The following is a 26870-nucleotide window of genomic DNA, read 5'->3' as shown; positions in this document are numbered from 1 at the left end:
GTCTTCCTGCCCCTTTGAAGTCAATCAGGCATCAACCGCAGTGTGCTTCACGTTATCACTTTGCTGGGTGATAGGTAAATTTCTCTGATTTTATCCCAAATAAAGTGAAAATCGCAGTCTTGCCGCAGGATTATTCCTGCGTATGATAACGTTACTGGTAAAGGACTATTATTTTTTCACTCAGTAACAATCAATACTGAGCATTCCGCCGTCACTAACCAGGAACTCGAACCTCATGCGTATTGAAGAAGATTTAAAGTTAGGCTTTAAAGACGTTCTCATCCGGCCAAAGCGTTCGACGCTGAAAAGCCGCTCCGACGTTGAACTGGAACGTCAATTCACCTTCCTCCATGCTGGCGGCAACTGGTCCGGCGTACCGATTATCGCAGCCAATATGGATACCGTGGGTACGTTTAGTATGGCGGAGGTGCTGGCCTCTTTTGATGTTCTGACGGCTGTCCATAAACACTATTCTGTCGAACAATGGTCCCAGTTTGTGCAACGCGCACCAGTATCGGTATTACGCCATGTGATGGTCTCGACTGGGACATCTGAGGCTGATTTCATCAAGTTAAAGCAAATTCTGGCGCTATCGCCCGAGCTGAAATTTATCTGTATTGATGTGGCCAATGGTTATTCCGAGCACTTTGTCACGTTCCTGCAAAAAGCGCGTGAGGCTTGCCCAGACAACGTGATCTGCGCTGGAAATGTCGTGACCGGTGAAATGGTGGAAGAACTGATTCTCTCCGGCGCGGACATCGTGAAAGTCGGTATTGGCCCCGGTTCTGTCTGCACGACGCGCGTTAAAACGGGGGTAGGTTATCCTCAGCTTTCTGCCGTGATCGAATGCGCCGATGCAGCACATGGTCTCGGTGGGCAAATCGTGAGCGACGGCGGATGTGCCATGCCGGGCGATGTAGCGAAAGCATTTGGTGGCGGAGCCGATTTCGTCATGCTGGGCGGTATGTTGGCAGGACATGATGAATGTGAAGGCACCATCGTTGAAGAAAACGGCGAGAAAATGATGCTGTTCTACGGCATGAGTTCTGCATCCGCGATGGAGCGTCATGTTGGCGGCGTAGCGGAGTACCGTGCCGCAGAAGGAAAAACCGTGAAATTGCCTCTGCGTGGTCCGGTAGACAATACTGTACGCGATATTCTTGGCGGCCTGCGGTCGGCCTGCACCTATGTTGGTGCAGGCCGTTTGAAAGAACTGACGAAGCGTACAACGTTTATCCGCGTGGCTGAACAGGAAAACCGGATTTTCAACGGATAGTTGCCGCTATTACGCGCCGTCTTTTTGCTGTTAGCGAGAGCGTGCGGCCTAACGTGTAAACGGTGTCGTGCTGTATTGGTCGGTTCAGGCTCCGGCTAATACATTCCCCAACTGGAAGATAGGTAAATACATGCCAATCACCAGTGCCCCGACCATTCCCCCGACGACCATCATCAGCAACGGTTCCAGCGTTTGTGTCAGCATGTCTGCCTGCTGCTGTACCCGACCCTCATGCCATTCTGCCAGTTGTGTAAAGATCGCGTCCAACGCACCGGTTTCTTCCCCCACACGAATCAGCTGCGGACAGGGGGCAGGGAACAGCATGGCGTGATGCTGTGTGGCATGATATAGCGATGTACCTTGATGCAGTTGCGCTTGTATCTGTTGAATTGCGGCCTGATAAAGCGGATGACGGATCGTCGCGGCAGCATCCAGTCCTTCTGGGAGCGTCAAGCCAGCATGTTGCGTCATGGCGAGAATATGGAATATCTGGTTCAGCGATTTACCGCGTAGCAGGCTGGATACGATAGGAAGCTTCAGCAGCCACTCTTGCTCTCGGGTTTTCCATAATGGCCTTTTCTGTCTTAAGCGGGCGTATCCCACGATCAGGCCACTGAGCACCAGTAACCCAATGAATCCGTAGTCAGTGACTATCTCTGCCAGATGGAGCAACTGACGGGTAAACCACGGCAACGGCGTATCGAACGAGGAATAGAGCGACGCAAACTCGGGCAGAACCAGCGTCAACATCATCATGCTGACCACTATGGCAATTGCCAAAACAAAGCAGGGGTAGCGTAGCGCTTTGATGACTTTCTGTTGCAGTCTGGACTGTTTTTCTTGCTGCTGAGCGAGCTGTAGGCAGCATGCGTCTAGCTTCCCGGTCAATTCGCCGACGGCAATGAGGGATTGATACAGAACAGGAAAGATATGAGGATATTCGTGTAATGCCTCAGACAGTGAATTTCCCTGAGCAACATGGGTACGCACATCCCGTAATACGCAGCGCCAGCCGGGGCGCTCGTGCTGTTCCGATACCAGTTTTAATGCTTCCAGCAGCGGTAATCCGGCTTGTAGCAGGGCAGAAAGCTGTTTGATTAACTCGCCTAGCTGCTCACGTTTCCAGTAGCGTAGCGACAGATAATGGCCAGCTTTTACAAGAAGCGGCTGGTAGCCCTGTGCAATCAGGCTGGCATAGGCGCGCTGGCGATGTGTGCTAATGAGTTCCCCATCGATAAATTCGCCTTCGGACGTGATGGCCTGCCAGTGATATAAGCGCTGTAGCCTCATTGCGTCTCCTGATTTATTGCGTGCTCATCGCCCACTACACGGTAGACTTCAGCAAGTGAGGTTAGGCCGTCGTTGACTAACCCAAGCCCTGCGATCAGCAACGTTGGAAAACCTGAATGGCGAGACAGTGTAGATAATTCACTTGTGCTGGCGTTGCCTGCGAGCGCTGCCTGAAAATCTGGCGTGATAGGCAATAACTCATAGAGCGCGACGCGGCCATAGTAGCCAGAAAAACAGTGGCTACAACCGTGGGCTTGCCAATGGTGCAGTGGCCCTTGCCATACGTCGTTTGGCAGTGAAAGTAGCGGTTCTTCTGGGGTTTTACAGTGCGGGCATAACCGACGTACAAGGCGTTGGGCAATAATGAGTTTTAGCGCCGCAGCTAACAGGTAACCGGGGATGCCCAGATGACTGAGGCGAGTTAACGTGTCTACGGCAGAGTTGGTATGCAGCGTGGACATGACTAGGTGGCCGGTTTGTGCAGCTTTTACCGCAATTTCTGCGGTTTCAGCATCGCGGATTTCACCAATCATAATCACGTCTGGATCTTGTCGCAGTAGCGCTCGTAAAATGCGGCCAAAACCCAGTTCGGCTTTGGGGTTGATTGCCGTTTGGTTGATACCCTGCAAGGGGATTTCGACCGGATCTTCCACGCTACAGATATTGCGGCTGCACTCATTTAGCCAGCGTATTGCGCTGTAAAGCGTGACAGTTTTTCCACTGCCCGTTGGACCCGTGACTAGCAGCATCCCCTGTGAGGCGCTCAGCACGCTAATCACCTGCTGTAATGCCTTTGTGGTGAGTCCAAGTTTATCCAGTGCCAGCTCCTGCTGATGCGTTTGCAAGATACGCAGTACGACTTTTTCCCCCTGCTGTACGGGGAGCGTAGCGATGCGTAATGAGTAGGCTTGTTGATCCAGCGTCAGGCTGAATTGGCCGTCCTGCGGCAATCGCCGTTCAGCGATGTTCAACTTGCCCATGATTTTTAGCCGTGCAGTAATACGGTTTGTCAGTTCGGGCGGCGGTGCGGATATGGCCTGTAGCACACCGTCAATGCGTAGGCGTACGCGATAGTTATCTAGCAACGGCTCAAAGTGGATATCAGAGGCGCGCCGTTGAACGGCGAGACGTAGCGTTTGATGGATAAACTGTGCAACGGGGGAGTCCTCGTCATGATCCTGCTGCCCAGTACTGTTGTTACGAGTGTTGGCATAAGGGCTGGCATGGTAGGTTTCTGCGGGCTCGGCAACGGCGTTCACCAGGTTAAGCTGCTGTTCCATTCTGGCTTGTGGCCATTGTTCCACCATAATTCGGCGATTGCTGGCGAAGCGCAGCGCGGCAATTATCTCCGCAGAAGGGGGAGCCGTGACGGCGACCGACAGCGTTTGTTCATCAAGACTGAGCAATAATGCCTGATAACGTCGGCACAGTGTCTGCAACTCGCTGAGTGTATGCTCTGAGGAGAAGGAGGAATCTGTCATGATTAGCCTGCCGTATTATCGAAACGGAAAACGTCCTGACAGGCAGATTGCAGGCTCTCTGCGTTGTCATCCGTGGCACAGTTCTTCGTCCAGCGTGAAGCGCCGATTTCGGTATCCCACGTTGGTGTCAGGATAACGCGTAGCCCTTGCAGAGTGGATTGTCCGGTCAGCGTAATCACCCCTTGAGTGACGCTAACGGCGCTGACATAGCGTGAAGACTGGCTGCCCGGTATTCCCTGATTACCTGCATTGCAGGCCGTAAAAGCGGCATTTTCCAGACCACAGAGATCGACTGGCGTTTTATAAGACACCATCGTTTGTAGCATGTCCGTCAGCGCTGCTTTTTGCAGATAGCCTTGATAAGCCGGTACGCCAATAGCGCTGAGGATGGCGACGATCGCAATGACGATCATCAGCTCAATCAGCGTAAATCCTTGTTGTTTTGTCATGTTGATTTCCCTGTTGTGGCACATAAATTAAAGGCTTCGGTGCAGAAATCCATACGGATGGCGGCAGCATAGAAAAGGGAGCGAAGGCTGACGAGCAGGGAAACGTAAAACAGGAAAGCGGCACGACATGTTTTTAGATATTTGCAGAGGATTGAAAATTTTTTGCGAGCAGAGACGCAATTTTCACGCTGTCGGTGCAGGACGTTCGTGTGGGATTGGCAGCCTATAGCGTTACGATGGTGTACTAGAGGATGAGAGGTGAACGAGGTGCGAAATAGCACCTCTCTGGGAGAAATAGAGGAACGGTTAGACGAAGCGCATGGATAAATCCAGTGCCTGTACGTGCTTGGTTAACGCTCCCACTGAGATATAGTCTACGCCAGTTTCCGCATAGCCACGCAGTGTGTCGAGGGTGACATTGCCGGATATTTCTAGCAACGCATGGCCTTGTGCTATAGCAACGGCTTCTCGGATGTTATCCAGACTGAAATTATCCAGCATGATGATATCTGCGCCCGCTTCCAGCGCCTGCTGTAACTCATCCAACGATTCGACTTCCACTTCTACCGGAACATCGCTGCGTAAAGACTGCGCTTTTTCTACCGCATTCTTGATTGAGCCAGCGGCGATGATGTGGTTTTCCTTAATCAGGAAGGCGTCGGATAAACCGAGTCGGTGGTTGTCTCCGCCACCGCATGATACGGCGTATTTCAGCGCGGTTCTCAGCCCCGGCAGCGTCTTGCGCGTATCCAGCAGTCGAGTGCGCGTTCCCTGCAATACGGCAACATAGCGGCTGACTTCGGTTGCGACGCCGGACAGCGTTTGCAGGAAATTCAGCGCCGTGCGTTCGCCTGTCAGGAGTTGTTTGGCTGGGCCTGTGATGTCACACAGCGTTTGGTTGGGAGTGATAGCGTCGCCATCGGCAACGTGCCAGACGATCGTTGTCGTGTTGCCTAATTGAGAAAAGACTTCCTCAAGCCAGCGCGTGCCGCAGAATATACCCGCTTCACGCGTGATGATGCGTGCGCTGACGGTCTCATTGTCGGGTAACAGAAGGGCGGTAATATCTTGATTAGCATCGACGATGCCACCTAAATCTTCACGCAAGGCCAGTTGCACGCTGGCGGGGATATCTTGTGCAATACGAGCGAGCAAGGCTTTTTGGCGTTGTTCCTGACTGTAGCGACGCGTTGACATGACAAAACTCCGAAGGGGGATTCGGAGGTCTATGCTACCTTGTTTATATCAGGACATCCAGAATGAATAATTATTACAATTCAACCTGTTACTGCTATTAACTTTCCGGCGAGCGATCTCCAATCGCCGGAAAGGGATGTGATTTTAGAAGTTGTAACCGACGACCAGGTAGTAGCCCCAACCGGTAGATTTCACTTCAAACGGGCCTTTGCCGAAATTGAGTTCTGCGCCATCAGCCCATTGGCCGCCATTGTGGAAATAACGAGCGACGAAAGAGTAGTGCCAGTGGTCGTAGCCCAGCGCCAGAATATGGCTGGAGGCAATGGAGTTGTTGGTGCGGCTTGCATTTGATTTATCACGCAGTTCTGAACCAAAATCGAAATTGGTGAAGCTGATATACGAGACGTTGCCGCCCAGCATCGAGCCCAGTGGGTAAGAGTATTTCACTTTTACACGGTAGCCGTCCCATTCGTTTTCGTTCGCCGCGCCGTAGTTCTGCCATTGGTATTTGGCATAGCCGTTTACTGAGAGAGACAGATCGGTACCGGTATCAATATCGGTGCCTAAGCCCATGTACCAGGTGCTCTGGCGTGAACCGCTGTTGCGGCCCTGATCGTAAATAACGTTATTAGCGATGTACCACTCTTTAAACGGACCAAAGCTGAGGTCAGCACCCGTCAGCTTATCAATAGAGAAGCGTGGTTCGATCTCGACAAACAGCGGAGAGCCTTTGTCCCAAATGCCACGGCTGTCAGGATCGCCACCAAAAAATTTAGGCGCATCGGCGTAGCCGTAGAAATCGAACCAGTCTTTACGCGCAAATGCTTCGTATTCCAGATAAGTCGTGCTGTTCAGTTGCGGCCCGAAACGGGTGTGGGCGCTGCCGACGACGTTAATGCTCTGATGCCACCAGTCGGACAGATATTCGGCTTTATTGCTGTCGGCAAGAGCAGGCATTGAGCATGACAGGGCGAGTAAAGCGCCTGCAGCGAAAGTTTTTTTCATGTTAAGTACCATAGTGTTAGGCGTAATGTACGTCTTGTGTGAGATATCGAAATAAAAATTCTCAATATCTAAAAAAATCAGGAGATAATTTTGCTTTGTATTTTAAGTAAAAATAGATGCAATGCACGAAAACTATTAGCGTACATTGCAATATTACATGTGTAATGTGATTTTAATCACATGGTGGGGTTAGGGATTCCACCTTACTAAAAAAGATATCGGGATTGCTTTCAGGCAGGAAAACAGCGGGAATATCACAAAACAAACGGTAAAATCTATTGATACCCAGTTGAATAGATAGCATGGCGTGAAACATGGTATCTTGGATACAAGGATTTTTGGCTACATGGCTTTTACGCCTGAAATTGATTTTTCGCCTGATTCAGCCGGCAAACGATACGATGCGAGGTTATCGCCGATGCTTTTGGAAAATGGCTGGTTATCCGACATTACACACACGCTTTCACCGCATTATGATGGTCGCCCAAATAATGAGGTGCCTTCCCTACTGGTGATCCACAATATTAGTCTGCCGCCCGGTGAATTTGGCGGCCCGTATATCGATCAACTGTTTACGGCTACTTTGGATCCCTCGGCGCATCCCTATTTCGCCGACATTTCCCATTTACGCGTCGCGGCACACTGTGTGATTCGCCGTGATGGGCAAATCACACAGTATGTGTCTTTCGAGCAGCGCGCTTGGCATGCTGGCGTTTCGGTGTTTGAAGGCCGAGAACGCTGCAATGATTTCTCTATTGGCATTGAACTGGAAGGGACGGATGCGCTGCCTTTTACCGCGCAGCAGTATCACTCGCTGGTTGCGATTACACGTCTGTTAATGCGGGTCTATCCCATTACGCTATCGCGCATTACTGGACACAGCGACATCGCTCCGGGCCGTAAAACCGACCCCGGCCCGGCATTTGACTGGGACGGCTATCATCGTCTGCTACAAGAAAACTGGACAGAGAACAAAGGGAGTCTGGATTAATGACGCTGTTTACACTGTTGCTTACGCTGGCATGGGAGCGCTTGTTCAAACAGGGCGAGCACTGGCAGATCGATCATCGGCTTGAGGTCGTGTTCCGGCACGTGCCGCCTCCGTCTTTATTTCAAACGCTGTTCCTGACGCTGTGCAGCATGGGTATCGTGGGGGGCCTGCTGTGGCTCACGAGCGGTATTCTGTTCGGCCTGATTTCTCTTTTGCTGTGGATTATCATCAGTCTGATGTGCATTGGTGCGGGTGAAATTCGTCAGCACTATCGGCGCTATTTGCAGGCTGCACAGCGCGGTGAGGCGGATGCCAGCCGGGAAATGGCGGCAGAGCTGGCGCTGATTCACGGCCTGCCCGTTGGCACAGGCGAAAGCGAGCAATTGAAAGAGCTGCAAAACGCGCTGCTGTGGATAAATTTTCGGTTTTATTTAGCGCCGCTGTTCTGGTTTATCGTTGCTGGACCCTACGGGCCGATTGCGCTGATGGGGTACGCGTTTTTACGCGCCAGACAGACTTGGCTTGCCCGCCACCACACCCCGCTGGAGCGCGCGCAGTCTGGCGTCGATAGTTTGTTGCATTGGCTTGACTGGATTCCTGCCCGCTTGGTCGGTGCCGCTTACGCACTGCTGGGGCACGGCGAAAAAGCGCTGCCTGCCTGGTTTGCCTCGCTGGGGGATTCTCGCAGTTCACAGTATTGGGTGTTAACTCAACTGGCCCAATTTTCTCTGGCGCGTGAATCCCACGTTGAGCCTGTAGAGACACCGAAAGCCGCCGTGACGCTAGCAAAAAAAGTGACGTTAGCACTGGTGGTGGTGGTCGCGCTCCTGACGATATACGGTGCGCTGGTTTGATTTCCTAACGTACGTCCCAGCGCACCCGTTTCTCGCTTATTGCCTGTCTGCGGGCGGTTCGCCGAACACGGGCATACCGTCACGATCCCAGGTGAACGTTTTAATCCGCGTGTGACGATTGGGGTCATACAGCGGATCGCCTTCGATCTCCGTGTAGTTGCGGGCATGGTAAACCAGAACGTCCTCGCCCGTGTCTGTTTGGGTGAAGCTATTATGGCCCGGGCCAAACTGGCGGTTTTCTCGGCTGGTGGTAAAGACCGGCTGCTGCGATTTATGCCAGCTTGTCGGGTTCAGCAGATCGCTGTCTGCATTCGCCCACAGTAAGCCGATACAGTAATTTTCATCGGTGGCGCTGGCGGAATAGGTGATAAAGATGCGTTCGCCGTGCTTAATGACAGCTGGGCCTTCATTGACTTTAAAACCGATGACTTCCCACGGCAACTCCGGCTTGCTCAACATGACGGGCGTGCCTTTCAGCGTCCACGGATTTTCCATTTCCGCCAGATACAGATTCGAATTACCTGAAATAGCGGGATCTTTTTGCGCCCACAGATAGTAGCGTTTGCCTTTATGTTCAAAGTGGGTGGCATCCAGAGAGAAGGTATCGAATTGCGTATAAATCCGGCCTCTTTCAACCCAGTTGCCTTTTAGCGGGTCGCTGTCTGCACATTCCAGTGCAAACATGCGGTGCTGGAATAAGCCGTCTTTGATGTCTTCCGTCGGCGCAGAGGCGAAATAGACATACCATTTGCTATTAATCACGTGCAGTTCCGGTGCCCAAATCAGCGCACTTAAAGGGCCGCGCTCATGCTTGCGCCAGATTGTCACTGGGGTAGCGTGAGCAAGTGCCGCCAGCGAACTGGCCCGGCGAATTTCGAGCCGATTGTATTCAGGTACCGAGGCAATAAAATAGTACTGTCCATCCGTGTGGCGAAGAATGAAAGGATCTGCCCGTTGTTCTATCAGTGGGTTAGGCCATTGATGTGGGTTCATCATTCTCTCCTCCTCTTTTGACGTTGGATGATTGGCTGTTGTGGCTCTCGCTCAGTTCCCGATAGTTATTACGGCGTTTTTCCAGATCAATTTGTATTTGCTGCATAAGCTGGCGATCGACCTTCAGCAAACGCACCACGCCTGCGGTAATCAAATAGCCTACGCCGGGAATAAGGGTGAATAACATAATGATGCCGTTCATGGCTTCTGCATTTTGCTGCGGGGCATTGGCATCATAACCATAGTAGGACAGCAGGAAGCCGACCATCGCACCCGCAATTGCCAGCCCGACTTTCAGGAAGAACAGGTTGCCTGAGAAGCTGATCCCGGTGATTCGCTTGCCGGTTTTCCACTCGCCGTAGTCATCCACATCGGCCATCAGCGACCAGTGGAGCGGGGAAGGGATTTGATGCAGGACATTCAGCAGGAAGTACATCACCAGAATAAAGCTGGTCAGGTGAGGGTTGAAGAAGTAGAAGGCGCTGGAGAAGATCGCCAGTGCGATGTTGACCCAGAAAAACACTTTCAGTTTGCAGAAACGGTCAGTCAGGGGTTTTGCCAATGCGCTGCCAAACATCATGCCGACTACGCCTAGGCTGATAAACAGACTGGCGAATGAGACAGACTTTTCCATCACCCAGGTGACGTAATACATCGTAGCCGCCATGCGAATAAATCCAGGACAGACGTTGCACAGGGTTAACAGCAGAATGCGCGGCCATTGGTCATTTTTCCAGACGTCTCGCAAGTCTGCTTTCAGTGCATCGTTGGTCGGAATGGCAAGCTTAATCCGCTCCTGAACGGTGGCAAAGCAAAACAGAAACATGAAGAGGGCAATGACCGCCATCACACCCATCGACATTTGGTAGCCGCGCGCTTTGTCTTCACCGCCGAACCATTCGGCCATCGGCAGCAGCGTCGAAGATAGAATGAGCGTGGCGATGCCGACCATGATGAAACGGTATGACTGACAGGACACCCGCTCATGTGGGTCCGCTGTGATCACGCCGCCCAACGAGCAGTAGGGGATGTTGATGGCAGTGTACGTCAGCGACATCAGGAAATAGGTAACGAAGGCGTAGATGATCTTGCCGTTGTAGCTCCAATCCGGTGTGGTAAACATGAGTACGCTGAACAGAACGTAGGGCACGCAGACCCAAAGCAGATAAGGCCGAAAGCGACCCCAGCGGCTTTGGGTACGATCGGCGATCGCGCCCATAATCGGGTCCGTGACGGCATCGATGACGCGAATGGAGAGTAGCAGGGTGCCGACCAAGGCAGGCGAGAGCCCATAGATATCTGTGTAGAAGTAGCTCAGAAATAGCATGATGGCTCCGCCAATCATGTTGCACCCTGCGTCACCCATTCCGTAGCCAATTTTTTCTTTAACGGACAGTGCGTTGTTCTTCATGAATACGACTCCTGTGCTTAACGTGTAAACACGATTATTCCCCTCGATAGGGATAAAAGAGCGTATGAAATCGGTTGCAAAAATGGACAAACGGGTCGGGTGGAGCAAAGTGTGATGGAGGCGGCAAATATGAAAATGGCCGACAGAGTCGGCCATGAAAAAGGATGTGGTGAGCGCGGAGGCTTACTTCGGCTGATTTTTCTTTTTGATAAAGTAGCCCACGCCCAGAATAACCAGCCAGACCGGAATCAGCATGACGGAAATCTGAATGCCCGGCGTCAGGAACATGATGACCAATATACCCGCGAGGAACAGCAGGCAGATGTAGTTGCCCAGTGGATAAAGCAGCGCTTTAAACTTGGTCACCGTGCCTTCTTTATCCTTTTGCGCACGGAACTTCAGATGCGCCAGACTGATCATCGCCCAGTTAATCACAAGAGCAGACACGACCAGCGCCATCAATAGCTCGAACGCTTTGCCGGGAATGAGGTAGTTGATCAGCACGCACAGCGCCGTTGCCAGTGCGGAGATACCGATAGCAACAACCGGAACGCCACGGGCATCGACAGTTTTCAGTACTTTCGGTCCGTTACCCTGTTTCGCCAGACCGAACAGCATGCGGCTGTTGCAATACACGCAGCTATTATAAACGGACAGCGCAGCGGTCAATACCACGATGTTCAGCACCGTTGCTACGACGTTACTGTTCAGTTCATGGAAGATCATGACGAACGGGCTACCGCCTTCCACAACCTTGCCCCACGGGTACAGTGACAGCAGGATAGCGAGTGAACCGATGTAGAAAATCAGGATGCGGTAGATAACCTGATTGGTCGCGCGTGGAATGCTTTTCTCTGGGTCATCCGCTTCTGCTGCGGTAATCCCCACCAGTTCCAGCCCGCCAAATGAGAACATGATTACGGCCATCGCCATCACCAGACCGAGCACGCCGTTCGGGAAGAACCCGCCCTGCGCCCACAGATTGGTTACGGTTGCTTCCGGCCCGCCCGTACCGCTGAGCAGCAGCCAGCCACCGAAGACGATCATGCCAATAATCGCGACGACTTTGATGATGGCAAACCAGAATTCCATCTCACCGTAGACTTTGACGTTCGCCAGATTGATGGCGTTAATCAGCAGGAAGAAGACGGCGGCGGATACCCAGGTCGGAATGTCTGGCCACCAGTACTGGACGTAAATCCCCACGGCGCTGAGCTCAGCCATAGCGACCAGCACATACAACACCCAGTAGTTCCATCCCGATGCAAAGCCAGCGAAATCGCCCCAGTATTTATAAGCAAAGTGGCTGAACGATCCGGCTACCGGCTCTTCAACCACCATCTCGCCCAGTTGGCGCATAATGAGAAACGCGATCAGCCCGCCAATCGCATAGCCTAACAGGACCGATGGCCCGGCCATTTTGATTGTCTGCGCAATACCAAGAAAGAGGCCAGTACCTACTGCGCCACCCAAGGCAATCAACTGAATATGACGGTTTTTCAAACCACGCTTTAGCGTGCCGTCCGTTTGTTGATTATCCATCAAATTTAACCCTCTGCCAGTGCAAGTAAAAAACACGGTGTGAGCGAACACGCGTATTAGTGACTGTACGTTTGTGTAATTTTATTTTTACGGGTGGTGTTTCTTTAAATAATGAAACCGCTACCGTTTGCCAGAGAATAGTGGTAAGTGCGCAAGATTGCACTGATTTCTTATAGTCTGATAATTAAAAACTATCGCTACATCAAAATTTTCATCCTTCTTTAATTAAGAGCCTGATGACGAGAAAATCGAGAGAGGTTTTTTAGGATGGGAGGGGGTTGTTACCTCTTTAGGTTTACTCCCTTTTATTATCTCTTTATCCCCGCTGTAAAAAGAGTGCTCACCACAATGTGGAGTTGCCGGGGTGATGCTTTTCTTTTGAGAATAAAAATTCTTATTTTTTGAATTAAAATTCACTATTTTCGTATTTAAACGGTTCAGCAATGCCTGCTTTACGTTTCAAAAAAGTTAAAATATAGACAGAGGGGATTAATGGTAATACCACAGGCGGGCTATCACTTTGCCGCATGTTTCTCGTGCATTTGTTAAAATCTGGTGGGATTGGTGATTTAGCTCAAGGTCCTTATGGACAGAAGGTGAATACTTTGTTACTTTAGCGTCACGTTTTTGAAATTGGTATTACCAATTGACTCCGCGCCATTCGCAGAGAAGAATTCACTATGGCATACAGCAAGATCCGTCAGCCCAAACTGTCAGATGTGATTGAACAGCAACTGGAGTTTCTGATTCTTGAGGGAACCTTGCGCCCCGGCGAGAAGCTCCCACCGGAGCGCGAACTAGCAAAACAGTTCGATGTTTCCCGCCCTTCTCTGAGAGAAGCCATTCAACGCCTGGAAGCCAAAGGTCTCCTTTTGCGCCGTCAGGGTGGTGGTACCTTCGTTCAAGCCAATCTATGGCAAAGCGTCAGCGATCCGCTGGCAGAATTACTGAGCACACATCCCGAATCACAGTTCGATCTTCTGGAAACGCGACATGCGCTGGAAGGCATTGCTGCCTACTATGCTGCGTTGCGTGGCACAGAGTCGGATCTGCAACGTATCCGGGATTGTCATGCCGTGATTGAGAAGGCGAGGGAAGCGGGCGATCTGGACGCCGAATCAGAAGCCGTTATGCAGTATCAGGTTGCTGTAACAGAAGCCACGCATAATGTGGTGTTGCTGCATTTGGTGCGCTGTATGGGGCCGATGCTCGAACAGAACGTGAGGCAGAATTTTGAATTGCTTTATTTGAGCCGTGAAGTGCTGGCTCAGGTTAGCATTCATCGCGCCAGCATTTTTGAGGCGATTGTTGCCCGTGAGCCGGAAAAGGCGCGCGAAGCATCACACCGTCATCTGGCGTTTATTGAGGAAGTATTGCTGGATCTTAACCGGGAACATAGTCGGCGCGAGAGATCGCTGCGTCGGCTCCAGCAACGCAGGGATTGAGCACCCGTAATTTGGGGCTCTGAATGCGGCAATGACGACGATGAGCCTGTCTTCATGCGTTTTGCTTAGGGCGAAACCTAAGTCAGAATGCAGGAAGACAGGCTCCATAAACTAACTGATTAGAGAAGATAAGGAATAACCATGTCAGATCGTTTAAATAATGACGTGGATCCGATCGAAACCCGCGACTGGCTGCAGGCGATCGAATCGGTCATCCGTGAAGAGGGTGTTGAGCGCGCTCAGTTCCTGATAGATCAGGTCCTGAGTGAAGCACGTAAAGGCGGCGTAAGTGTTGCTGCTGGTTTGGCGGCGAGTCAATACGTCAACACCATCGCAGTGGAAGACGAGCCGGAATACCCTGGTAATCTGGATCTGGAACGTCGTATTCGCTCAGCAATCCGCTGGAACGCGATCATGACAGTGCTGCGTGCTTCTAAAAAAGATCTGGATCTGGGCGGCCACATGGCTTCTTTCCAGTCTTCCGCCACTTTCTATGAAGTGTGCTTTAACCACTTCTTCCGTGCTCGCACTGCGCAGGACGGCGGCGACCTGGTCTACTTCCAGGGCCACATCTCTCCGGGCGTTTACGCTCGTGCCTTCCTTGAAGGCCGCCTGACTGAAGATCAGATGAACAACTTCCGTCAGGAAGTTCACGGTAACGGTCTGTCCTCTTATCCGCACCCTAAACTGATGCCGGACTTCTGGCAGTTCCCGACTGTATCTATGGGGCTGGGCCCGATTGGCGCCATCTACCAGGCTAAATTCCTGAAATATCTGGAAAACCGTGGTCTGAAAGATACCTCTAAACAAACCGTTTATGCCTTCCTGGGCGACGGTGAAATGGACGAACCAGAATCCAAAGGTGCGATCACTATCGCGACCCGTGAAAAACTGGACAACCTGGTATTCGTCATCAACTGTAACCTGCAACGTCTGGATGGTCCGGTTACCGGTAACGGCAAGATCATCAACGAACTGGAAGGTATCTTCAGCGGCGCTGGCTGGGATGTGATCAAAGTCATGTGGGGCGACCGTTGGGATGAACTGCTGCGTAAAGACACCAGCGGTAAACTGATCCAACTGATGGAAGAAACCGTCGACGGTGACTACCAGACCTTCAAATCCAAAAACGGTGCCTATGTGCGTGAGCACTTCTTCGGTAAATACCCGGAGACGGCAGAACTGGTTAAAGACTGGACCGACGATCAAATTTGGTCACTGAACCGTGGTGGTCACGATCCGAAGAAAGTCTACGCTGCACTGAAAAAAGCGCAGGACACCAAAGGCAAACCAACCGTTATTCTGGCGCATACCATTAAAGGTTATGGTATGGGCGACGCGGCTGAAGGTAAGAACATCGCTCACCAGGTTAAGAAAGTTAACATGGATGGCGTGCGTTACTTCCGCGACCGCTTCAACGTGCCTGTGTCTGATGCTGATATCGAAAAACTGCCGTACATCACTTTCGATAAAGAGTCTGAAGAGTACAAATACCTGCACGAGCGTCGTCAGGCACTGGGTGGCTACCTGCCTTCTCGTCAGCCTAACTTCAGCGAAAAACTGGAACTGCCAACGCTGGAAGATTTCAGCACTCTGCTGGAAGAGCAGAACAAAGAAATCTCTACCACTATCGCGTTTGTACGTGCCCTGAACGTGATGCTGAAGAACCAATCTATCAAAGATCGTCTGGTTCCGATCATCGCTGACGAAGCGCGCACCTTCGGTATGGAAGGTCTGTTCCGCCAAATCGGTATTTATAGCCCGAAAGGCCAGCAGTACACTCCGCAGGATCGTGAGCAGGTTGCTTACTACAAAGAAGACCAGAAAGGTCAGATTCTGCAGGAAGGTATCAACGAGCTGGGCGCAGGTTCTTCTTGGCTGGCGGCGGCAACGTCTTACAGCACCAATAACCTGCCGATGATCCCGTTCTACATCTACTATTCCATGTTCGGTTTCCAACGTATCGGCGACCTGTGCTGGGCAGCGGGTGACCAACAGGCACGTGGCTTCCTGATCGGTGGTACTTCAGGTCGTACGACGCTGAACGGCGAAGGTCTGCAGCACGAAGATGGTCACAGCCACATTCAGTCTCTGACTATCCCGAACTGTATTTCCTACGATCCGGCATTTGCCTACGAAGTTGCTGTCATCATGCATGACGGTTTGCACCGCATGTACGGTGAAGCGCAGGAAAACATTTACTACTACATCACCACGCTGAACGAAAACTACCACATGCCTGCGATGCCGCAGGGTGCGGAAGAAGGTATCCGTAAGGGTATCTACAAGCTGGAAACGGTTGAGGGTAGCAAAGGTAAAGTGCAGTTGCTGGGTTCAGGTTCTATTCTGCGTCACGTACGTGAAGCGGCTCAGATTCTGGCGACAGACTACGGCATCGGTTCTGACGTATTCAGCGTAACCTCCTTCACTGAACTGGCACGCGAAGGCCAGGATTGTGAGCGTTGGAACATGCTGCATCCAACCGAAACGCCGCGCGTACCTTACGTGGCTCAGGTACTGAGCGATGCGCCAGCGGTTGCATCTACTGACTACATGAAGCTGTTTGCTGAGCAAATCCGTAGCTTCGTCCCTGCTAGCGATTATCGCGTACTGGGTACTGACGGTTTCGGTCGTTCTGACAGCCGTGAGAACCTGCGTCACCACTTCGAAGTGGATGCGTCTTACGTCGTGGTTGCGGCTCTGGGTGAACTGGCTAAACGCGGTGAAATCGATAAGAAAGTGGTTGCAGATGCCATCACTAAATTCAACATCGATGCAGATAAAGTTAACCCGCGTCTGGCATAAGAGGTAAAGATTACATGGCTATCGAAATCAACGTACCGGACATCGGTGCAGATGAAGTTGAAGTCACCGAAGTGCTGGTGAAGGTTGGCGACAAAGTTGAAGCTGAACAGTCGCTGATCACGGTTGAAGGTGATAAGGCTTCTATGGAAGTCCCTTCTCCGCAGGCTGGTGTCGTGAAAGAGATTAAAGTCTCTGTCGGTGACAAAGTTGAAACTGGCAAACTGATCATGATTTTCGATTCCGCCGACGGTGCAGCTGACGCTGCACCTGCCAAGGCAGAAGAGAAGAAAGAAGCGGCTCCGGCTGCTGCCCCAGCGGCAGCGAAAGACGTCAACGTACCGGATATCGGCGGTGACGAAGTCGAAGTGACCGAAGTGCTGGTTAAAGTGGGCGACACCGTTGCTGCTGAACAGTCTCTGATCACTGTAGAAGGCGACAAAGCGTCTATGGAAGTTCCGGCACCTTTCGCAGGTACGGTTAAAGAGATCAAAATCAGCACTGGCGATAAAGTTTCTACCGGTTCTCTGATCATGGTATTCGAAGTAGCGGGTGCAGCACCTGCTGCCGCTCCGGCACAAGCCGCTGCTCCAGCAGCAGCTGCGCCAGCGGCCTCTGCGGCGAAAGAAGTCAACGTACCGGATATCGGCGGCGACGAAGTTGAAGTGACTGAAGTGATGGTTAAAGTTGGCGATAAAATCGCGGCTGAGCAATCACTGATCACCGTTGAAGGCGACAAGGCTTCAATGGAAGTCCCTGCGCCGTTCGCGGGTACGGTTAAAGAAATCAAAATCAGCACCGGCGATAAAGTTAAAACCGGTTCACTGATCATGGTCTTCGAAGTGGAAGGCGCTGCACCTGCGGCGGCTCCGGCTGCCAAGCAAGAAGCGGCGGCTGCACCAGCTCCAGCGGCAAAACCTGCTGCTGCACCGGCAGCGAAAGCTGAAGGCAAGAGCGACTTCGCTGAGAACGATGCTTACGTTCACGCCACGCCGGTTATCCGTCGTCTGGCACGTGAATTCGGCGTGAATCTTGCGAAAGTGAAGGGTTCTGGTCGTAAAGGCCGTATCCTGCGCGAAGACGTTCAGACTTACGTGAAAGATGCTGTGAAACGCGCTGAGTCTGCGCCTGCCGCTGCTACCGGTGGTTCTCTGCCGGGGCTGCTGCCGTGGCCGAAAGTCGATTTCAGCAAGTTCGGTGAAGTTGAAGAAGTGGAATTGGGCCGCATCCAGAAAATCTCTGGTGCCAACCTGAGCCGTAACTGGGTGGTGATCCCGCACGTTACTCACTTTGATAAAACGGATATCACCGATCTGGAAGCGTTCCGTAAACAGCAGAACGCCGAAGCTGAGAAGCGCAGACTGGATGTGAAATTCACCCCAGTTGTCTTCATCATGAAAGCCGTTGCCGCTGCCCTTGAGCAGATGCCACGTTTCAACAGTTCACTGTCTGAAGACGCTCAACGTCTGACGCTGAAGAAATACATCAACATCGGTGTAGCGGTTGATACCCCGAACGGTCTGGTGGTTCCAGTGTTCAAAGACGTGAACAAGAAGAGCATCACTGAGCTGTCTCGCGAACTGATGGCGATCTCCAAGAAAGCCCGTGACGGTAAGCTGACCGCTGGCGAAATGCAGGGCGGATGCTTCACGATCTCCAGCCTGGGCGGCATCGGGACTACGCACTTTGCGCCGATCGTCAACGCGCCGGAAGTGGCTATTCTTGGTGTGTCTAAGTCCGCGATGGAACCGGTCTGGAATGGTAAAGAGTTCACTCCGCGTCTGATGATGCCGATGTCTCTGTCCTTCGACCACCGGGTCATTGACGGTGCTGATGGTGCTCGCTTCATTACCATCATTAACAACACGTTGTCTGACATTCGCCGTCTGGTGATGTAATCGAAAAGCCGGCCTGACGGCCGGCTTTTTTCTGATAAGCTGTTATTTGTTACAGCTGTCAGTGATCAAGGACAAATCGTTAGTCGCTTGTTGTTTCAAAATTGTTAACGATTTTGTAAACTACAGCGGCAAAGACACGTCCCGGTGGAAGAGGGCGTTAAGACTCAATAACAATGACGTCACAGACCCGCCGGAAATCAATTAAGAGGTCATGATGAGTACTGAAATTAAAGCTCAGGTAGTGGTACTTGGTGCCGGCCCCGCGGGTTACTCTGCTGCATTCCGCGCGGCGGATTTGGGTCTGGAAACTGTACTGGTAGAGCGCTACTCCACGCTGGGTGGGGTGTGTCTGAATGTGGGTTGTATCCCTTCCAAAGCCCTGCTTCACGTTGCTAAAGTCATTGAAGAAGCCAAAGCACTGGCAGAGCACGGTATCGTGTTCGGTGAACCTAAAACCGACATTGATAAAATCCGTCTGTGGAAAGAAAAAGTCATCACCCAACTGACCGGTGGTCTGGCTGGTATGGCAAAAGGCCGTAAAGTTAAAGTGGTTAACGGTCTGGGCAAATTCACGGGTGCTAATACGCTGGAAGTTGACGGCGAAAACGGCAAAACGACGATCAACTTCGATAACGCGATTATCGCAGCGGGTTCACGTCCAATCCAACTGCCTTTCATTCCTCATGATGACCCACGTGTATGGGATTCTACCGATGCGCTGGAGCTGAAAAACGTCCCAGGACGTCTGTTGGTTATGGGCGGCGGTATCATCGGTCTGGAAATGGGTACCGTTTACCATGCTCTGGGTTCACAGATCGACGTCGTTGAAATGTTCGATCAGGTTATCCCGGCTGCTGACAAAGATGTCGTTAAGGTCTTCACCAAGCGTATCAGCAAGCAGTTCAACCTGATGCTGGAAACCAAAGTGACGGCAGTAGAAGCCAAAGAAGACGGCATCTATGTGACGATGGAAGGCAAAAAAGCGCCAGCCGAGCCACAGCGTTACGATGCGGTTCTGGTTGCTATCGGTCGTGTACCGAACGGCAAAAACCTGGATGCTGGCAAAGCGGGCGTGGAAGTTGACGATCGCGGCTTCATCCACGTTGATAAGCAAATGCGCACCAACGTGCCACACATCTATGCGATCGGCGACATCGTCGGTCAGCCGATGCTGGCGCACAAAGGCGTGCATGAAGGCCACGTTGCTGCTGAAGTGATCTCCGGCAAGAAACACTACTTCGATCCGAAAGTGATTCCTTCTATCGCCTATACCGAACCGGAAGTGGCGTGGGTAGGTCTGACCGAGAAAGAAGCGAAAGAGAAAGGCATCAGCTACGAAACCGCGACCTTCCCATGGGCGGCGTCTGGCCGTGCTATCGCCTCTGACTGCGCTGACGGTATGACCAAACTGATTTTCGACAAAGAAACTCACCGTGTTATCGGTGGTGCAATTGTCGGGACTAACGGTGGTGAACTGTTAGGCGAAATCGGTCTGGCGATCGAGATGGGCTGTGATGCAGAAGATATCGCACTGACCATCCATGCGCACCCAACGCTGCATGAGTCTGTTGGTCTGGCCGCTGAAATCTTTGAAGGCAGCATCACTGACCTGCCGAACCCGAAAGCGAAGAAGAAGTAAGTTCTCTCGCGTTCGATGAATAGCAATCCGGCACCTTTATAGGTGCCGGATTTTTTTTGCCTGCTGCTTCGCAGAATGCGCCTCCCGTCCGTTTATTTTTAGCCGCGTCAATTACAATCAAACCTCAAAAAAGAAACGATGTTTTGTTTTTGAGGTTATGATGAATCTTAATACCTTACGCACCTCTGTCTGGCTGTTGACGGCTTTGCTGGCTAGCCCTTCACTGATGGCGAACGATATGAACCCTACGATTCAACCCGCGACGGATCAGGCGGTGACAGATGAAGGGCTTCCTTCATTCTATCCGCAGCTTAAGCAGCAGATGACCTACTCGGATTCCTGGCTATCTGGGAATTTTACGGATTTTAGCCAGTGGCAAGCCCAGTCGAGAAAAACGCTGCGTTCGCTGCTCCTAACGCCTGACTCCACCAAAGACTTTGCCCCGCAGGCGATTGAAAAACAGGATCGCGGCAGCTACACGGCAGAAAAAGTTGCCTTTAACCTGACCGATGAAAGCCGTGTAGACGCGCTGCTCCTGACCCCAAAAAGCGCGGGGCCGCATCCTGCGGTCATCCTGCTACACGATCACGGCGCGAAATTTGATATCGGCAAAGAGAAGATGATCAAGCCGTGGGGGAATGACGCACAGCTTGATTCTGCACAGGCATGGGCCGATAAGTTTTTCACCGGCCGTTTTGTCGGGGATGAACTGGCGAAGCGGGGCTATGTGGTGCTGGCGGTGGATGCGCTAGGTTGGGGATCGCGCGGGCCGATCAAATATGAGCAGCAGCAGGCGCTGGCGAGCAATTTCTTTAATCTGGGGCGCTCGCTCGCGGGGCTGATGGCCTACGAAGACATGCGGGCAACGGATTTTCTGGTATCGCTTGAACAGGTTGATAAGCAACGTATTGGCGTCGTCGGTTTCTCGATGGGCGCCTACCGTGCCTGGCAGGTCGCCGCGCTGTCCGACAAGGTGGCGGCAACGGCAGCGGTCTCCTGGATTGGCACGTACGATGGCCTGATGACGCCGGGTAACAATGTGCTGAGAGGGCAGTCGGCATTCTATATGTTGCACCCGGGGCTACCAACACGCTTTGACTTCCCAGATGTGGCTAGCGTCGCCGCGCCAAAACCGATGCTGTTATTTAATGGCGGCAAAGACAAGCTGTTCCCGACGCAATCCGTTGAAGACGCCTACGCCAAAATGCACAAGGTGTGGCAATCCCAGCGGGCGGACAGCAAGCTGCAAACCAAGATCTGGCCTGAGCTGGGACACGTTTTCTATCAGGAGCAGCAGGAAGAAGTCTTTAGCTTTCTGGACCAGTGGCTAAAGCCTGCATCCCGTTAAAACCAGCATTTTGTTAAAACTAGCATTTTGTTAAAACTAGCATTTTGTTAAAACAACAGCCCCAGTAAATAGCGCAGATCGCCTTCCTGCCGTAATGCGCAGCGGTCGGCGATCTGGTTGCTGTCGAGGTGCGCCAGCGAGCCGATGGTTTGCTGTAATTTAGCACGGAGATCGGTAGGGCGCGCTGAGGTTTCTTGACGTGTGGTGCGCTGGATTAGCGTGCTGCCGTTACGCAGGTGCAGCGTAACCTCATGAAAGCGCGCCTCTGGGTCAAGTTCATCGGGTGGTGCGGTTTCATCGGCACGGCGTATGACGCGATTCGCCAGCGCGGAGATCGTGGTTTCAACCGGGGCTTCCGAAAAATGCGCCAGCTTCAATTCCCCTTCAAGCAGCGCCGCTGCAATCACATATTCCAGACTGAAACGCGCTTCTACGCCGTTTGTGGCATTGCGGATAAAGGGAGCGACATCGCCGCCCGGCGGGAAGGTCACCGTGATCTGTTCGATAGCGTCAGCTAAATCGGCATCCGCACCCTTCTGCTGATGCCACTGTTCCCGCAGCGCAAACGCGGCTTCGGCGGCGCTGTGGGTGCCGCCACAGGTCGGGTAGCGTTTGAACTCCAGACCGGGAGAAAGCATACGCCACGGCGCTCCCCAGTTTTCAACCAGCAACTCCGGCTGCTGTTTTTGATCGCCATGCGCGGCAAGAAAGGCATCAATCACCTGCTGTGTATTGCCCTCAAAGCCCGCTAGGCCCAGCTTGACGGCGGTTAGTCCTGCTCTGGCGGCAAGCCCGGCGTGTAGCGGTTTGACCGCTGAACCAAACTGCGCCCGCAGCCCGGCGGCCTGTGTGGCAGCCAGACCAAGAATGGTTTGCGTTTGTTCTACCGAGGCACCAGCCAGACGTGCAGCGGCAGCGGCGGCGGCGATAGCACCGAGCGTAGCCGTGTTGTGGTAACCGAGACTGTAATGACGTGGGCCACATGCCAGACCGATTCTGCCTGCGGCTTCCACGCCGATCACATATGCCGTCAAAAACGCCTCTTCCGTGACGGCGGGATCTTCTGCGGCAAGGGCAAACAGGGCGGGCAGAATGACGGTGCTGGGGTGGCCGCGAAACGCCGGATGATAATCGTCAAAGTCCAGTACGTGACCTGCATAACCCAGGATCAGACTACGCGTCAGGCTGTCCGTGCCGCTGAATACCTGCTTTAACGGCGCGAGCCCGCTATCGGCAATCGCACCCTGTACGATGGGAAGCGCGGTGGAGATGAAATCAGTCACCCCGTCACGGGCGGTATCAATCGCTTCTCGATTGGGTTCGCTATGGATGATGTGGTGGGCAAGCGTTGCGGTGATATCAGTCTGATTGGTCATGGGGCGTCATGTGTCGCTGGCAGAAAAACACTAATTTACTGTGCATCGCTGAATAGCGATTAATAACCAAATGGAATAATAAATTCCATTTGGTTATTAGTGGTTCAGAATCAGAAGCGGTCTTTTAACTGCCTCGGCGTAATACCGAATGCACGGCGCAGAGCGGTGGCAAAGTTGGCGGGGCTGTTGTAACCGGCGATACTGGCCGCCTGCGCAATGCCGATGCCGTCTTTCTGCAAGGCCAGCATGGCGCGCTGCAAACGGCAGTTACGCAGGTATTCAAAAACACTCATATTGAACGTCTGACGGAAGTGGCGTTGTAGCGTGCTTTCGCTCATGTTGACGCTTTTAGCGATTTCACTCATCGACAGATGGTCGGCGCTGCCGCTTTCCAGCATATCTCTGATCTGTTGAATGCGGTGGTAGCTGCGCAGGGTAACACCGCTGCTTTTCTCCTGTGCCACACTGGCGGTCAATGAAGTAAACGCCTCGATAATCAGGCTCATACACTGCATTTCCAGATAAAGGCGCTGGAGCGGCGTTTGGCAAGGTTCAGCGTCCAGCGTTTGTAAGGCAATCGCCAGCGCCTGCCGGGACGGTGTCCACAGGTGTGTCGCCAGGTGAGTTTGCGTGAAATCGTGGATGGCCTGCCAGTCGCCAACGGTGTCCATCATATTGCCGTACAGCCATTCCCTGTCGAACGTCAGCGTAATGGTTCGCTCATATTCATCACGCTTGCCGATGCGGGTAAACATCGTCGGCTCCGTCAACGTAATCAGCGAGGCGGGCTGGTTCTCTCCCAGATGCAGTTCCTGATGACCAAATGAGATATGCGCATTGCCACTCACCACGATGGCCAGCTTGATCGCGCCATCCAGCAGGTTTTGGGTTTTCATATTGTGGCGATTAATCACATCCGCGGTATGCAGGATCAGATGCGGATTGAGCTGTACAACAGTGAACGAGCCAAAGAGCACCGGCGTGTTATCGATCAGCCGGGGGCCGATAAAACGGTAATTGTTCGCGACCAGACTCGATTGCTGAACGATGTGATCTTTATAGATCGGCTTTGATGACTGAGTGAAGCTGCGCACGTGATTACCTACCTGATTAAACCCTTCGACCTGCGCCTTCCATTTTGATGCTTTGGCAAAACATTTTGCTGCTAGAGCAAACCCCGTCCTGAATGACAAATGTAACAATGACCGCGCCAAAATGGTAATGCAAATACTTCTCAATAGCATTTTTCGTTGAGGACGTCACATTGCACGATAAAGGCATTTTCCATTTACGGCAATGCGGAGAAAAGGGCTGATTGATTACACACAGCATTTCATAACAACACGACGTGATGCCGTTGGCATGACGCTTCTCCCCGATAACCGCCATGTTTGCGCGTTTTATCTCCGCCGTTATTCAGCGTTTTGCTGATTGTCGTTAGGTGTCGCTGTACCGGCTGCGATGTTGATCCTTTTTCAGGCTACTTATTCATTTCTTACAGGGCAGGATAATTTTGATGAAACTACCACAATCGCGTCGTTATCTGGCGACGCTCATTGGCGTTAGCTGCGGGATGACGTCGTTTCTGAGCGCTGCGCAGACCTCGCCTTCAACAGAACCTGCCCCTCAGGTGCAGAATCAGGCCGAAAGTAAAGCATCGGGCGATACGATGGTGGTGACGGCCGCTGAGCAAACCCGTCAGGCTCCGGGCGTGTCGGTGATTACGGCTGAAGATATCAGCAAGCGCCCACCTGCTAACGATCTGTCGGAACTGATTCGCACCATGCCGGGCGTTAATCTGTCCGGTAACTCAACCAGCGGCCAGCGCGGTAACAATCGCCAGATCGATATCCGCGGCATGGGGCCGGAAAACACGCTGATTCTGGTGGATGGCAAGCCCGTGTCGAGCCGTACGGCGGTGCGTTACGGCTGGCGCGGTGAGCGCGATACCCGTGGTGACACCAACTGGGTGCCTGCCGATATGGTCGAGCGTATTGAAGTGCTGCGCGGCCCAGCGGCGGCGCGCTATGGTAACGGTGCGGCGGGTGGTGTGGTTAACATCATCACCAAGCAGCCGACGCAAGAATGGCACGGCACCTGGAACACCTTCCTGAACGCGCCGGAGCATAGTTCAGAAGGCGCAACCAAGCGTACCGATTTCAGCCTGATGGGCGGCCTGACCGACAGCCTGAGCTTCCGTTTGTTCGGTAATCTGAATAAAACTCAAGCCGATGCGCGCGATATTAATGAAGGACATCAGTCTGTCCGTGCAGGGAATCAGGCTACCTCGCTGCCCTCTGGGCGTGAAGGGGTGCGTAATAAAGATATCAACGGGCTGCTGCGCTGGGATATGACCGAGCTGCAGTCGCTGGAGTTTGAAGCGGGTTCCAGCCGTCAGGGCAATATCTATGCGGGTGATACACAAAATACAAATACTGATGTCAATACAGGTTATGTTCGCGGTAATTATGGCAAGGAAACCAACCGTATGTACCGCCAGAACTTTGCGGTCACGCATCGCGGCTACTGGGACAGTGGCGTCAGTTCCACGTCGTATCTGCAATACGAACGTACGCACAATACTCGTATCTTAGAAGGATTGGCTGGCGGAACCGAAGGTCTGTTTTCCGCGGCAGATACTTTCGGAACCATCAAGCTGGATAATTTCACCGCGCATAACGAAGTGAATCTTCCTCTGAATCTCTGGGTTGATCAGGTTCTGACGTTCGGGGTTGAGTGGAACGAGCAGAAAATGAAGGATCCGGTATCTAACTCGCAAACGACAACCGAAGCGGGTAGCGTGGGTTCACTGAGCAGCAGTGGGCGCAACGAGAAGTCTGCTGCTCGTCTGGCATCAGCTTTCGTGGAAGATAACGTCGAGCTGACGCAGAGCACCATGTTGACCCCGGCGCTGCGCGTCGATCATCACAGCACGGCAGGCACCAACTGGAGCCCGTCGCTCAACCTGTCACAGGAGCTGGGTGATGATTATACGCTGAAGTTAGGTATCGCCCGCGCTTACAAAGCACCGAATCTGTACCAGACTAACGAAAATTACCTTCTCTATAGCCGTGGACAAGGCTGTGCTGGTGGCACGTCTTGCTACCTGATTGGTAATGAAAACCTGAAGGCAGAAACCAGCCTGAATAAAGAAATTGGTCTGGAGTTTCACCGCGACGGTTTGATCGCTGGCGTCACCTACTTCCATAACGATTACCGTAACAAGATTGAGGCAGGAAACAATGTCATTGGTAAAGCGGTGGGCGGAACCAATAATCAATATGCCAACGCCAATATCTTCCAGTGGGGCAATGTGCCGAAAGCCGTCATTCAGGGACTGGAAGGTAACCTGACCGTTCCTGTCACGGAAACCATCAACTGGCGTAACAACCTGACCTGGATGCTGGAATCGAAAAATAAAACCACGGGCGATTATCTGTCGATTACGCCGGAGTTTACCCTGAATTCATCGGTGGACTGGCAGGCAACGGAGAGCCTCTCCTTCCTGGCCGATATGACCTGGTATGGTCGCCAGAAGCCGAAGATGTATAACTACAAAGGTGAGCGTGTAACGGGTAGCGCAACCAATGAGTTAAGCCCTTATGCGTTGTTCGGGTTAAGCAGTACCTATAAGTTTAACAAGAACCTGAGCGTGACCGGCGGTGTCGATAACCTGTTTGATAAACGCCTGTTCCGCGCGGGTAATGCGCAGGATGTGGTGAACAATAACGTGGTTACCATCGCGGGTGCGGGTGCGGCAACCTATAACGAACCGGGACGGACTTTCTTTGTCAGCGTGAATACGTCGTTCTAAGTTCTCTACCCGTCATACTTAATCGCGAACGCCACGGGAAATCCTGTGGCGTTTTTATT

General features: G+C 52.4%; 19 protein-coding genes. 9 read left to right on the top strand and 10 right to left on the bottom strand.

What is annotated here, in order from left to right; all coding sequences use genetic code 11:
* The first annotated feature begins 235 nt into the window (after positions 1-235).
* On the top strand, positions 236-1276 hold the full coding sequence (locus tag K7X24_RS07210) for a GMP reductase (RefSeq protein WP_224553951.1): 1041 nt from the start codon (positions 236-238) through the stop codon (positions 1274-1276).
* Between the two features lie 84 nt (positions 1277-1360).
* Here the strand turns inward: K7X24_RS07210 and hofC are convergent, their stop codons facing one another.
* The 5 genes from hofC to K7X24_RS07185 all read right to left on the bottom strand — a co-directional run bounded on the left by hofC (position 1361) and on the right by K7X24_RS07185 (position 6698).
* Positions 1361-2566 carry a protein transport protein HofC gene (gene hofC / locus K7X24_RS07205; protein ID WP_224553949.1) on the bottom strand — a complete coding sequence of 402 codons (1206 nt, stop codon included), beginning with the start codon at positions 2564-2566 and terminating at the stop codon, positions 1361-1363.
* Complete coding sequence (gene gspE / locus K7X24_RS07200; RefSeq protein ID WP_224553947.1) at positions 2563-4047, bottom strand: type II secretion system protein GspE; 1485 nt, start codon at positions 4045-4047, stop codon at positions 2563-2565. The genes hofC and gspE overlap by 4 nt, the downstream gene beginning before the upstream one ends.
* A 2-nt stretch (positions 4048-4049) precedes the next feature.
* Positions 4050-4496, bottom strand: a complete 447-nt coding sequence (gene ppdD, locus K7X24_RS07195) for a prepilin peptidase-dependent pilin (RefSeq protein WP_224553945.1) — start codon at positions 4494-4496, stop codon at positions 4050-4052.
* Positions 4497-4802: 306 nt separating this feature from the next.
* The gene (nadC, locus tag K7X24_RS07190; protein ID WP_224553943.1) at positions 4803-5693 is read right to left on the bottom strand and encodes a carboxylating nicotinate-nucleotide diphosphorylase; all 891 of its coding nucleotides are present in this window, start codon (positions 5691-5693) and stop codon (positions 4803-4805) included.
* A gap of 144 nt (positions 5694-5837) precedes the next feature.
* Entirely contained in the window at positions 5838-6698 is an 861-nt protein-coding gene (locus K7X24_RS07185) for a nucleoside-specific channel-forming protein Tsx (RefSeq protein WP_039470072.1), read from the bottom strand.
* Positions 6699-7116: 418 nt separating this feature from the next.
* Between K7X24_RS07185 and ampD the strand changes: the two genes are divergently transcribed.
* Both ampD and ampE read left to right on the top strand, forming a co-directional pair.
* Positions 7117-7689, top strand: a complete 573-nt coding sequence (ampD, locus tag K7X24_RS07180; RefSeq protein ID WP_198998213.1) for a 1,6-anhydro-N-acetylmuramyl-L-alanine amidase AmpD — start codon at positions 7117-7119, stop codon at positions 7687-7689.
* Positions 7689-8543, top strand: coding sequence for a beta-lactamase regulator AmpE (gene ampE / locus K7X24_RS07175; protein ID WP_103971063.1), 855 nt, complete (start codon positions 7689-7691; stop codon positions 8541-8543). The genes ampD and ampE overlap by 1 nt, the downstream gene beginning before the upstream one ends.
* 36 nt (positions 8544-8579) lie before the next feature.
* On the opposite strand, the gene K7X24_RS07170 is transcribed toward ampE, so the two are convergent.
* The 3 genes from K7X24_RS07170 to K7X24_RS07160 all read right to left on the bottom strand — a co-directional run bounded on the left by K7X24_RS07170 (position 8580) and on the right by K7X24_RS07160 (position 12489).
* Positions 8580-9536: a family 43 glycosylhydrolase gene (locus K7X24_RS07170; protein WP_224554123.1), complete on the bottom strand. Its 957-nt coding sequence runs from the start codon at positions 9534-9536 to the stop codon at positions 8580-8582.
* The gene (locus K7X24_RS07165) at positions 9514-10947 is read right to left on the bottom strand and encodes a glycoside-pentoside-hexuronide (GPH):cation symporter (RefSeq protein WP_224553941.1); all 1434 of its coding nucleotides are present in this window, start codon (positions 10945-10947) and stop codon (positions 9514-9516) included. Before K7X24_RS07165 ends, K7X24_RS07170 begins: the two co-directional genes overlap by 23 nt.
* Before the next feature lie 183 nt (positions 10948-11130).
* Positions 11131-12489, bottom strand: coding sequence for an amino acid permease (locus K7X24_RS07160; RefSeq protein ID WP_103183136.1), 1359 nt, complete (start codon positions 12487-12489; stop codon positions 11131-11133).
* 680 nt (positions 12490-13169) lie between these two features.
* Here K7X24_RS07160 and pdhR point away from each other — a divergent pair.
* From pdhR to K7X24_RS07135, 5 genes are all read left to right on the top strand, one after another.
* Positions 13170-13934 carry a pyruvate dehydrogenase complex transcriptional repressor PdhR gene (gene pdhR / locus K7X24_RS07155; protein ID WP_010306328.1) on the top strand — a complete coding sequence of 255 codons (765 nt, stop codon included), beginning with the start codon at positions 13170-13172 and terminating at the stop codon, positions 13932-13934.
* Between the two features lie 141 nt (positions 13935-14075).
* Positions 14076-16739, top strand: coding sequence for a pyruvate dehydrogenase (acetyl-transferring), homodimeric type (gene aceE / locus K7X24_RS07150; RefSeq protein ID WP_224553940.1), 2664 nt, complete (start codon positions 14076-14078; stop codon positions 16737-16739).
* A gap of 14 nt (positions 16740-16753) precedes the next feature.
* Positions 16754-18634 carry a pyruvate dehydrogenase complex dihydrolipoyllysine-residue acetyltransferase gene (gene aceF / locus K7X24_RS07145; RefSeq protein WP_224553938.1) on the top strand — a complete coding sequence of 627 codons (1881 nt, stop codon included), beginning with the start codon at positions 16754-16756 and terminating at the stop codon, positions 18632-18634.
* Positions 18635-18848: 214 nt separating this feature from the next.
* On the top strand, positions 18849-20273 hold the full coding sequence (gene lpdA, locus K7X24_RS07140) for a dihydrolipoyl dehydrogenase (protein WP_010306320.1): 1425 nt from the start codon (positions 18849-18851) through the stop codon (positions 20271-20273).
* Positions 20274-20433: 160 nt separating this feature from the next.
* Positions 20434-21621, top strand: a complete 1188-nt coding sequence (locus tag K7X24_RS07135) for a dienelactone hydrolase family protein (protein WP_224553936.1) — start codon at positions 20434-20436, stop codon at positions 21619-21621.
* A 47-nt stretch (positions 21622-21668) separates the two neighbouring features.
* Here K7X24_RS07135 and K7X24_RS07130 read toward each other — a convergent pair whose 3' ends face one another.
* Positions 21669-22997, bottom strand: a complete 1329-nt coding sequence (locus K7X24_RS07130; RefSeq protein ID WP_224553934.1) for an MmgE/PrpD family protein — start codon at positions 22995-22997, stop codon at positions 21669-21671.
* A 110-nt stretch (positions 22998-23107) separates the two neighbouring features.
* A complete protein-coding gene (locus tag K7X24_RS07125) occupies positions 23108-24091 on the bottom strand; it encodes a helix-turn-helix transcriptional regulator (RefSeq protein ID WP_224553932.1) in 984 nt (327 codons plus the stop codon).
* A 422-nt stretch (positions 24092-24513) separates the two neighbouring features.
* On the opposite strand from K7X24_RS07125, the gene K7X24_RS07120 reads away from it, so the two are divergent.
* Positions 24514-26811 carry a TonB-dependent siderophore receptor gene (locus tag K7X24_RS07120; protein WP_182813127.1) on the top strand — a complete coding sequence of 766 codons (2298 nt, stop codon included), beginning with the start codon at positions 24514-24516 and terminating at the stop codon, positions 26809-26811.
* Positions 26812-26870: the final 59 nt, after the last annotated feature.

Source organism: Pectobacterium versatile, from assembly GCF_020166435.1.
Taxonomy (GTDB): domain Bacteria; phylum Pseudomonadota; class Gammaproteobacteria; order Enterobacterales; family Enterobacteriaceae; genus Pectobacterium; species Pectobacterium versatile.
The sequence above is the reverse complement of the archived record's forward strand: the minus strand, read 5'-3'. Positions and strand labels throughout refer to the sequence as shown.

What these genes read in the sequence shown, in the direction of transcription:
- K7X24_RS07210 (WP_224553951.1), top strand. Translation starts at nt 236, where the DNA reads ATGCGTATTGAAGAAGATTTAAAGTTAGGCTTTAAAGACGTTCTCATC.
- hofC (WP_224553949.1), bottom strand. Translation starts at nt 2,566, where the DNA reads ATGAGGCTACAGCGCTTATATCACTGGCAGGCCATCACGTCCGAAGGC.
- gspE (WP_224553947.1), bottom strand. Translation starts at nt 4,047, where the DNA reads ATGACAGATTCCTCCTTCTCCTCAGAGCATACACTCAGCGAGTTGCAG.
- ppdD (WP_224553945.1), bottom strand. Translation starts at nt 4,496, where the DNA reads ATGACAAAACAACAAGGATTTACGCTGATTGAGCTGATGATCGTCATT.
- nadC (WP_224553943.1), bottom strand. Translation starts at nt 5,693, where the DNA reads ATGTCAACGCGTCGCTACAGTCAGGAACAACGCCAAAAAGCCTTGCTC.
- K7X24_RS07185 (WP_039470072.1), bottom strand. Translation starts at nt 6,698, where the DNA reads ATGAAAAAAACTTTCGCTGCAGGCGCTTTACTCGCCCTGTCATGCTCA.
- ampD (WP_198998213.1), top strand. Translation starts at nt 7,117, where the DNA reads ATGCTTTTGGAAAATGGCTGGTTATCCGACATTACACACACGCTTTCA.
- ampE (WP_103971063.1), top strand. Translation starts at nt 7,689, where the DNA reads ATGACGCTGTTTACACTGTTGCTTACGCTGGCATGGGAGCGCTTGTTC.
- K7X24_RS07170 (WP_224554123.1), bottom strand. Translation starts at nt 9,536, where the DNA reads ATGAACCCACATCAATGGCCTAACCCACTGATAGAACAACGGGCAGAT.
- K7X24_RS07165 (WP_224553941.1), bottom strand. Translation starts at nt 10,947, where the DNA reads ATGAAGAACAACGCACTGTCCGTTAAAGAAAAAATTGGCTACGGAATG.
- K7X24_RS07160 (WP_103183136.1), bottom strand. Translation starts at nt 12,489, where the DNA reads ATGGATAATCAACAAACGGACGGCACGCTAAAGCGTGGTTTGAAAAAC.
- pdhR (WP_010306328.1), top strand. Translation starts at nt 13,170, where the DNA reads ATGGCATACAGCAAGATCCGTCAGCCCAAACTGTCAGATGTGATTGAA.
- aceE (WP_224553940.1), top strand. Translation starts at nt 14,076, where the DNA reads ATGTCAGATCGTTTAAATAATGACGTGGATCCGATCGAAACCCGCGAC.
- aceF (WP_224553938.1), top strand. Translation starts at nt 16,754, where the DNA reads ATGGCTATCGAAATCAACGTACCGGACATCGGTGCAGATGAAGTTGAA.
- lpdA (WP_010306320.1), top strand. Translation starts at nt 18,849, where the DNA reads ATGAGTACTGAAATTAAAGCTCAGGTAGTGGTACTTGGTGCCGGCCCC.
- K7X24_RS07135 (WP_224553936.1), top strand. Translation starts at nt 20,434, where the DNA reads ATGAATCTTAATACCTTACGCACCTCTGTCTGGCTGTTGACGGCTTTG.
- K7X24_RS07130 (WP_224553934.1), bottom strand. Translation starts at nt 22,997, where the DNA reads ATGACCAATCAGACTGATATCACCGCAACGCTTGCCCACCACATCATC.
- K7X24_RS07120 (WP_182813127.1), top strand. Translation starts at nt 24,514, where the DNA reads ATGAAACTACCACAATCGCGTCGTTATCTGGCGACGCTCATTGGCGTT.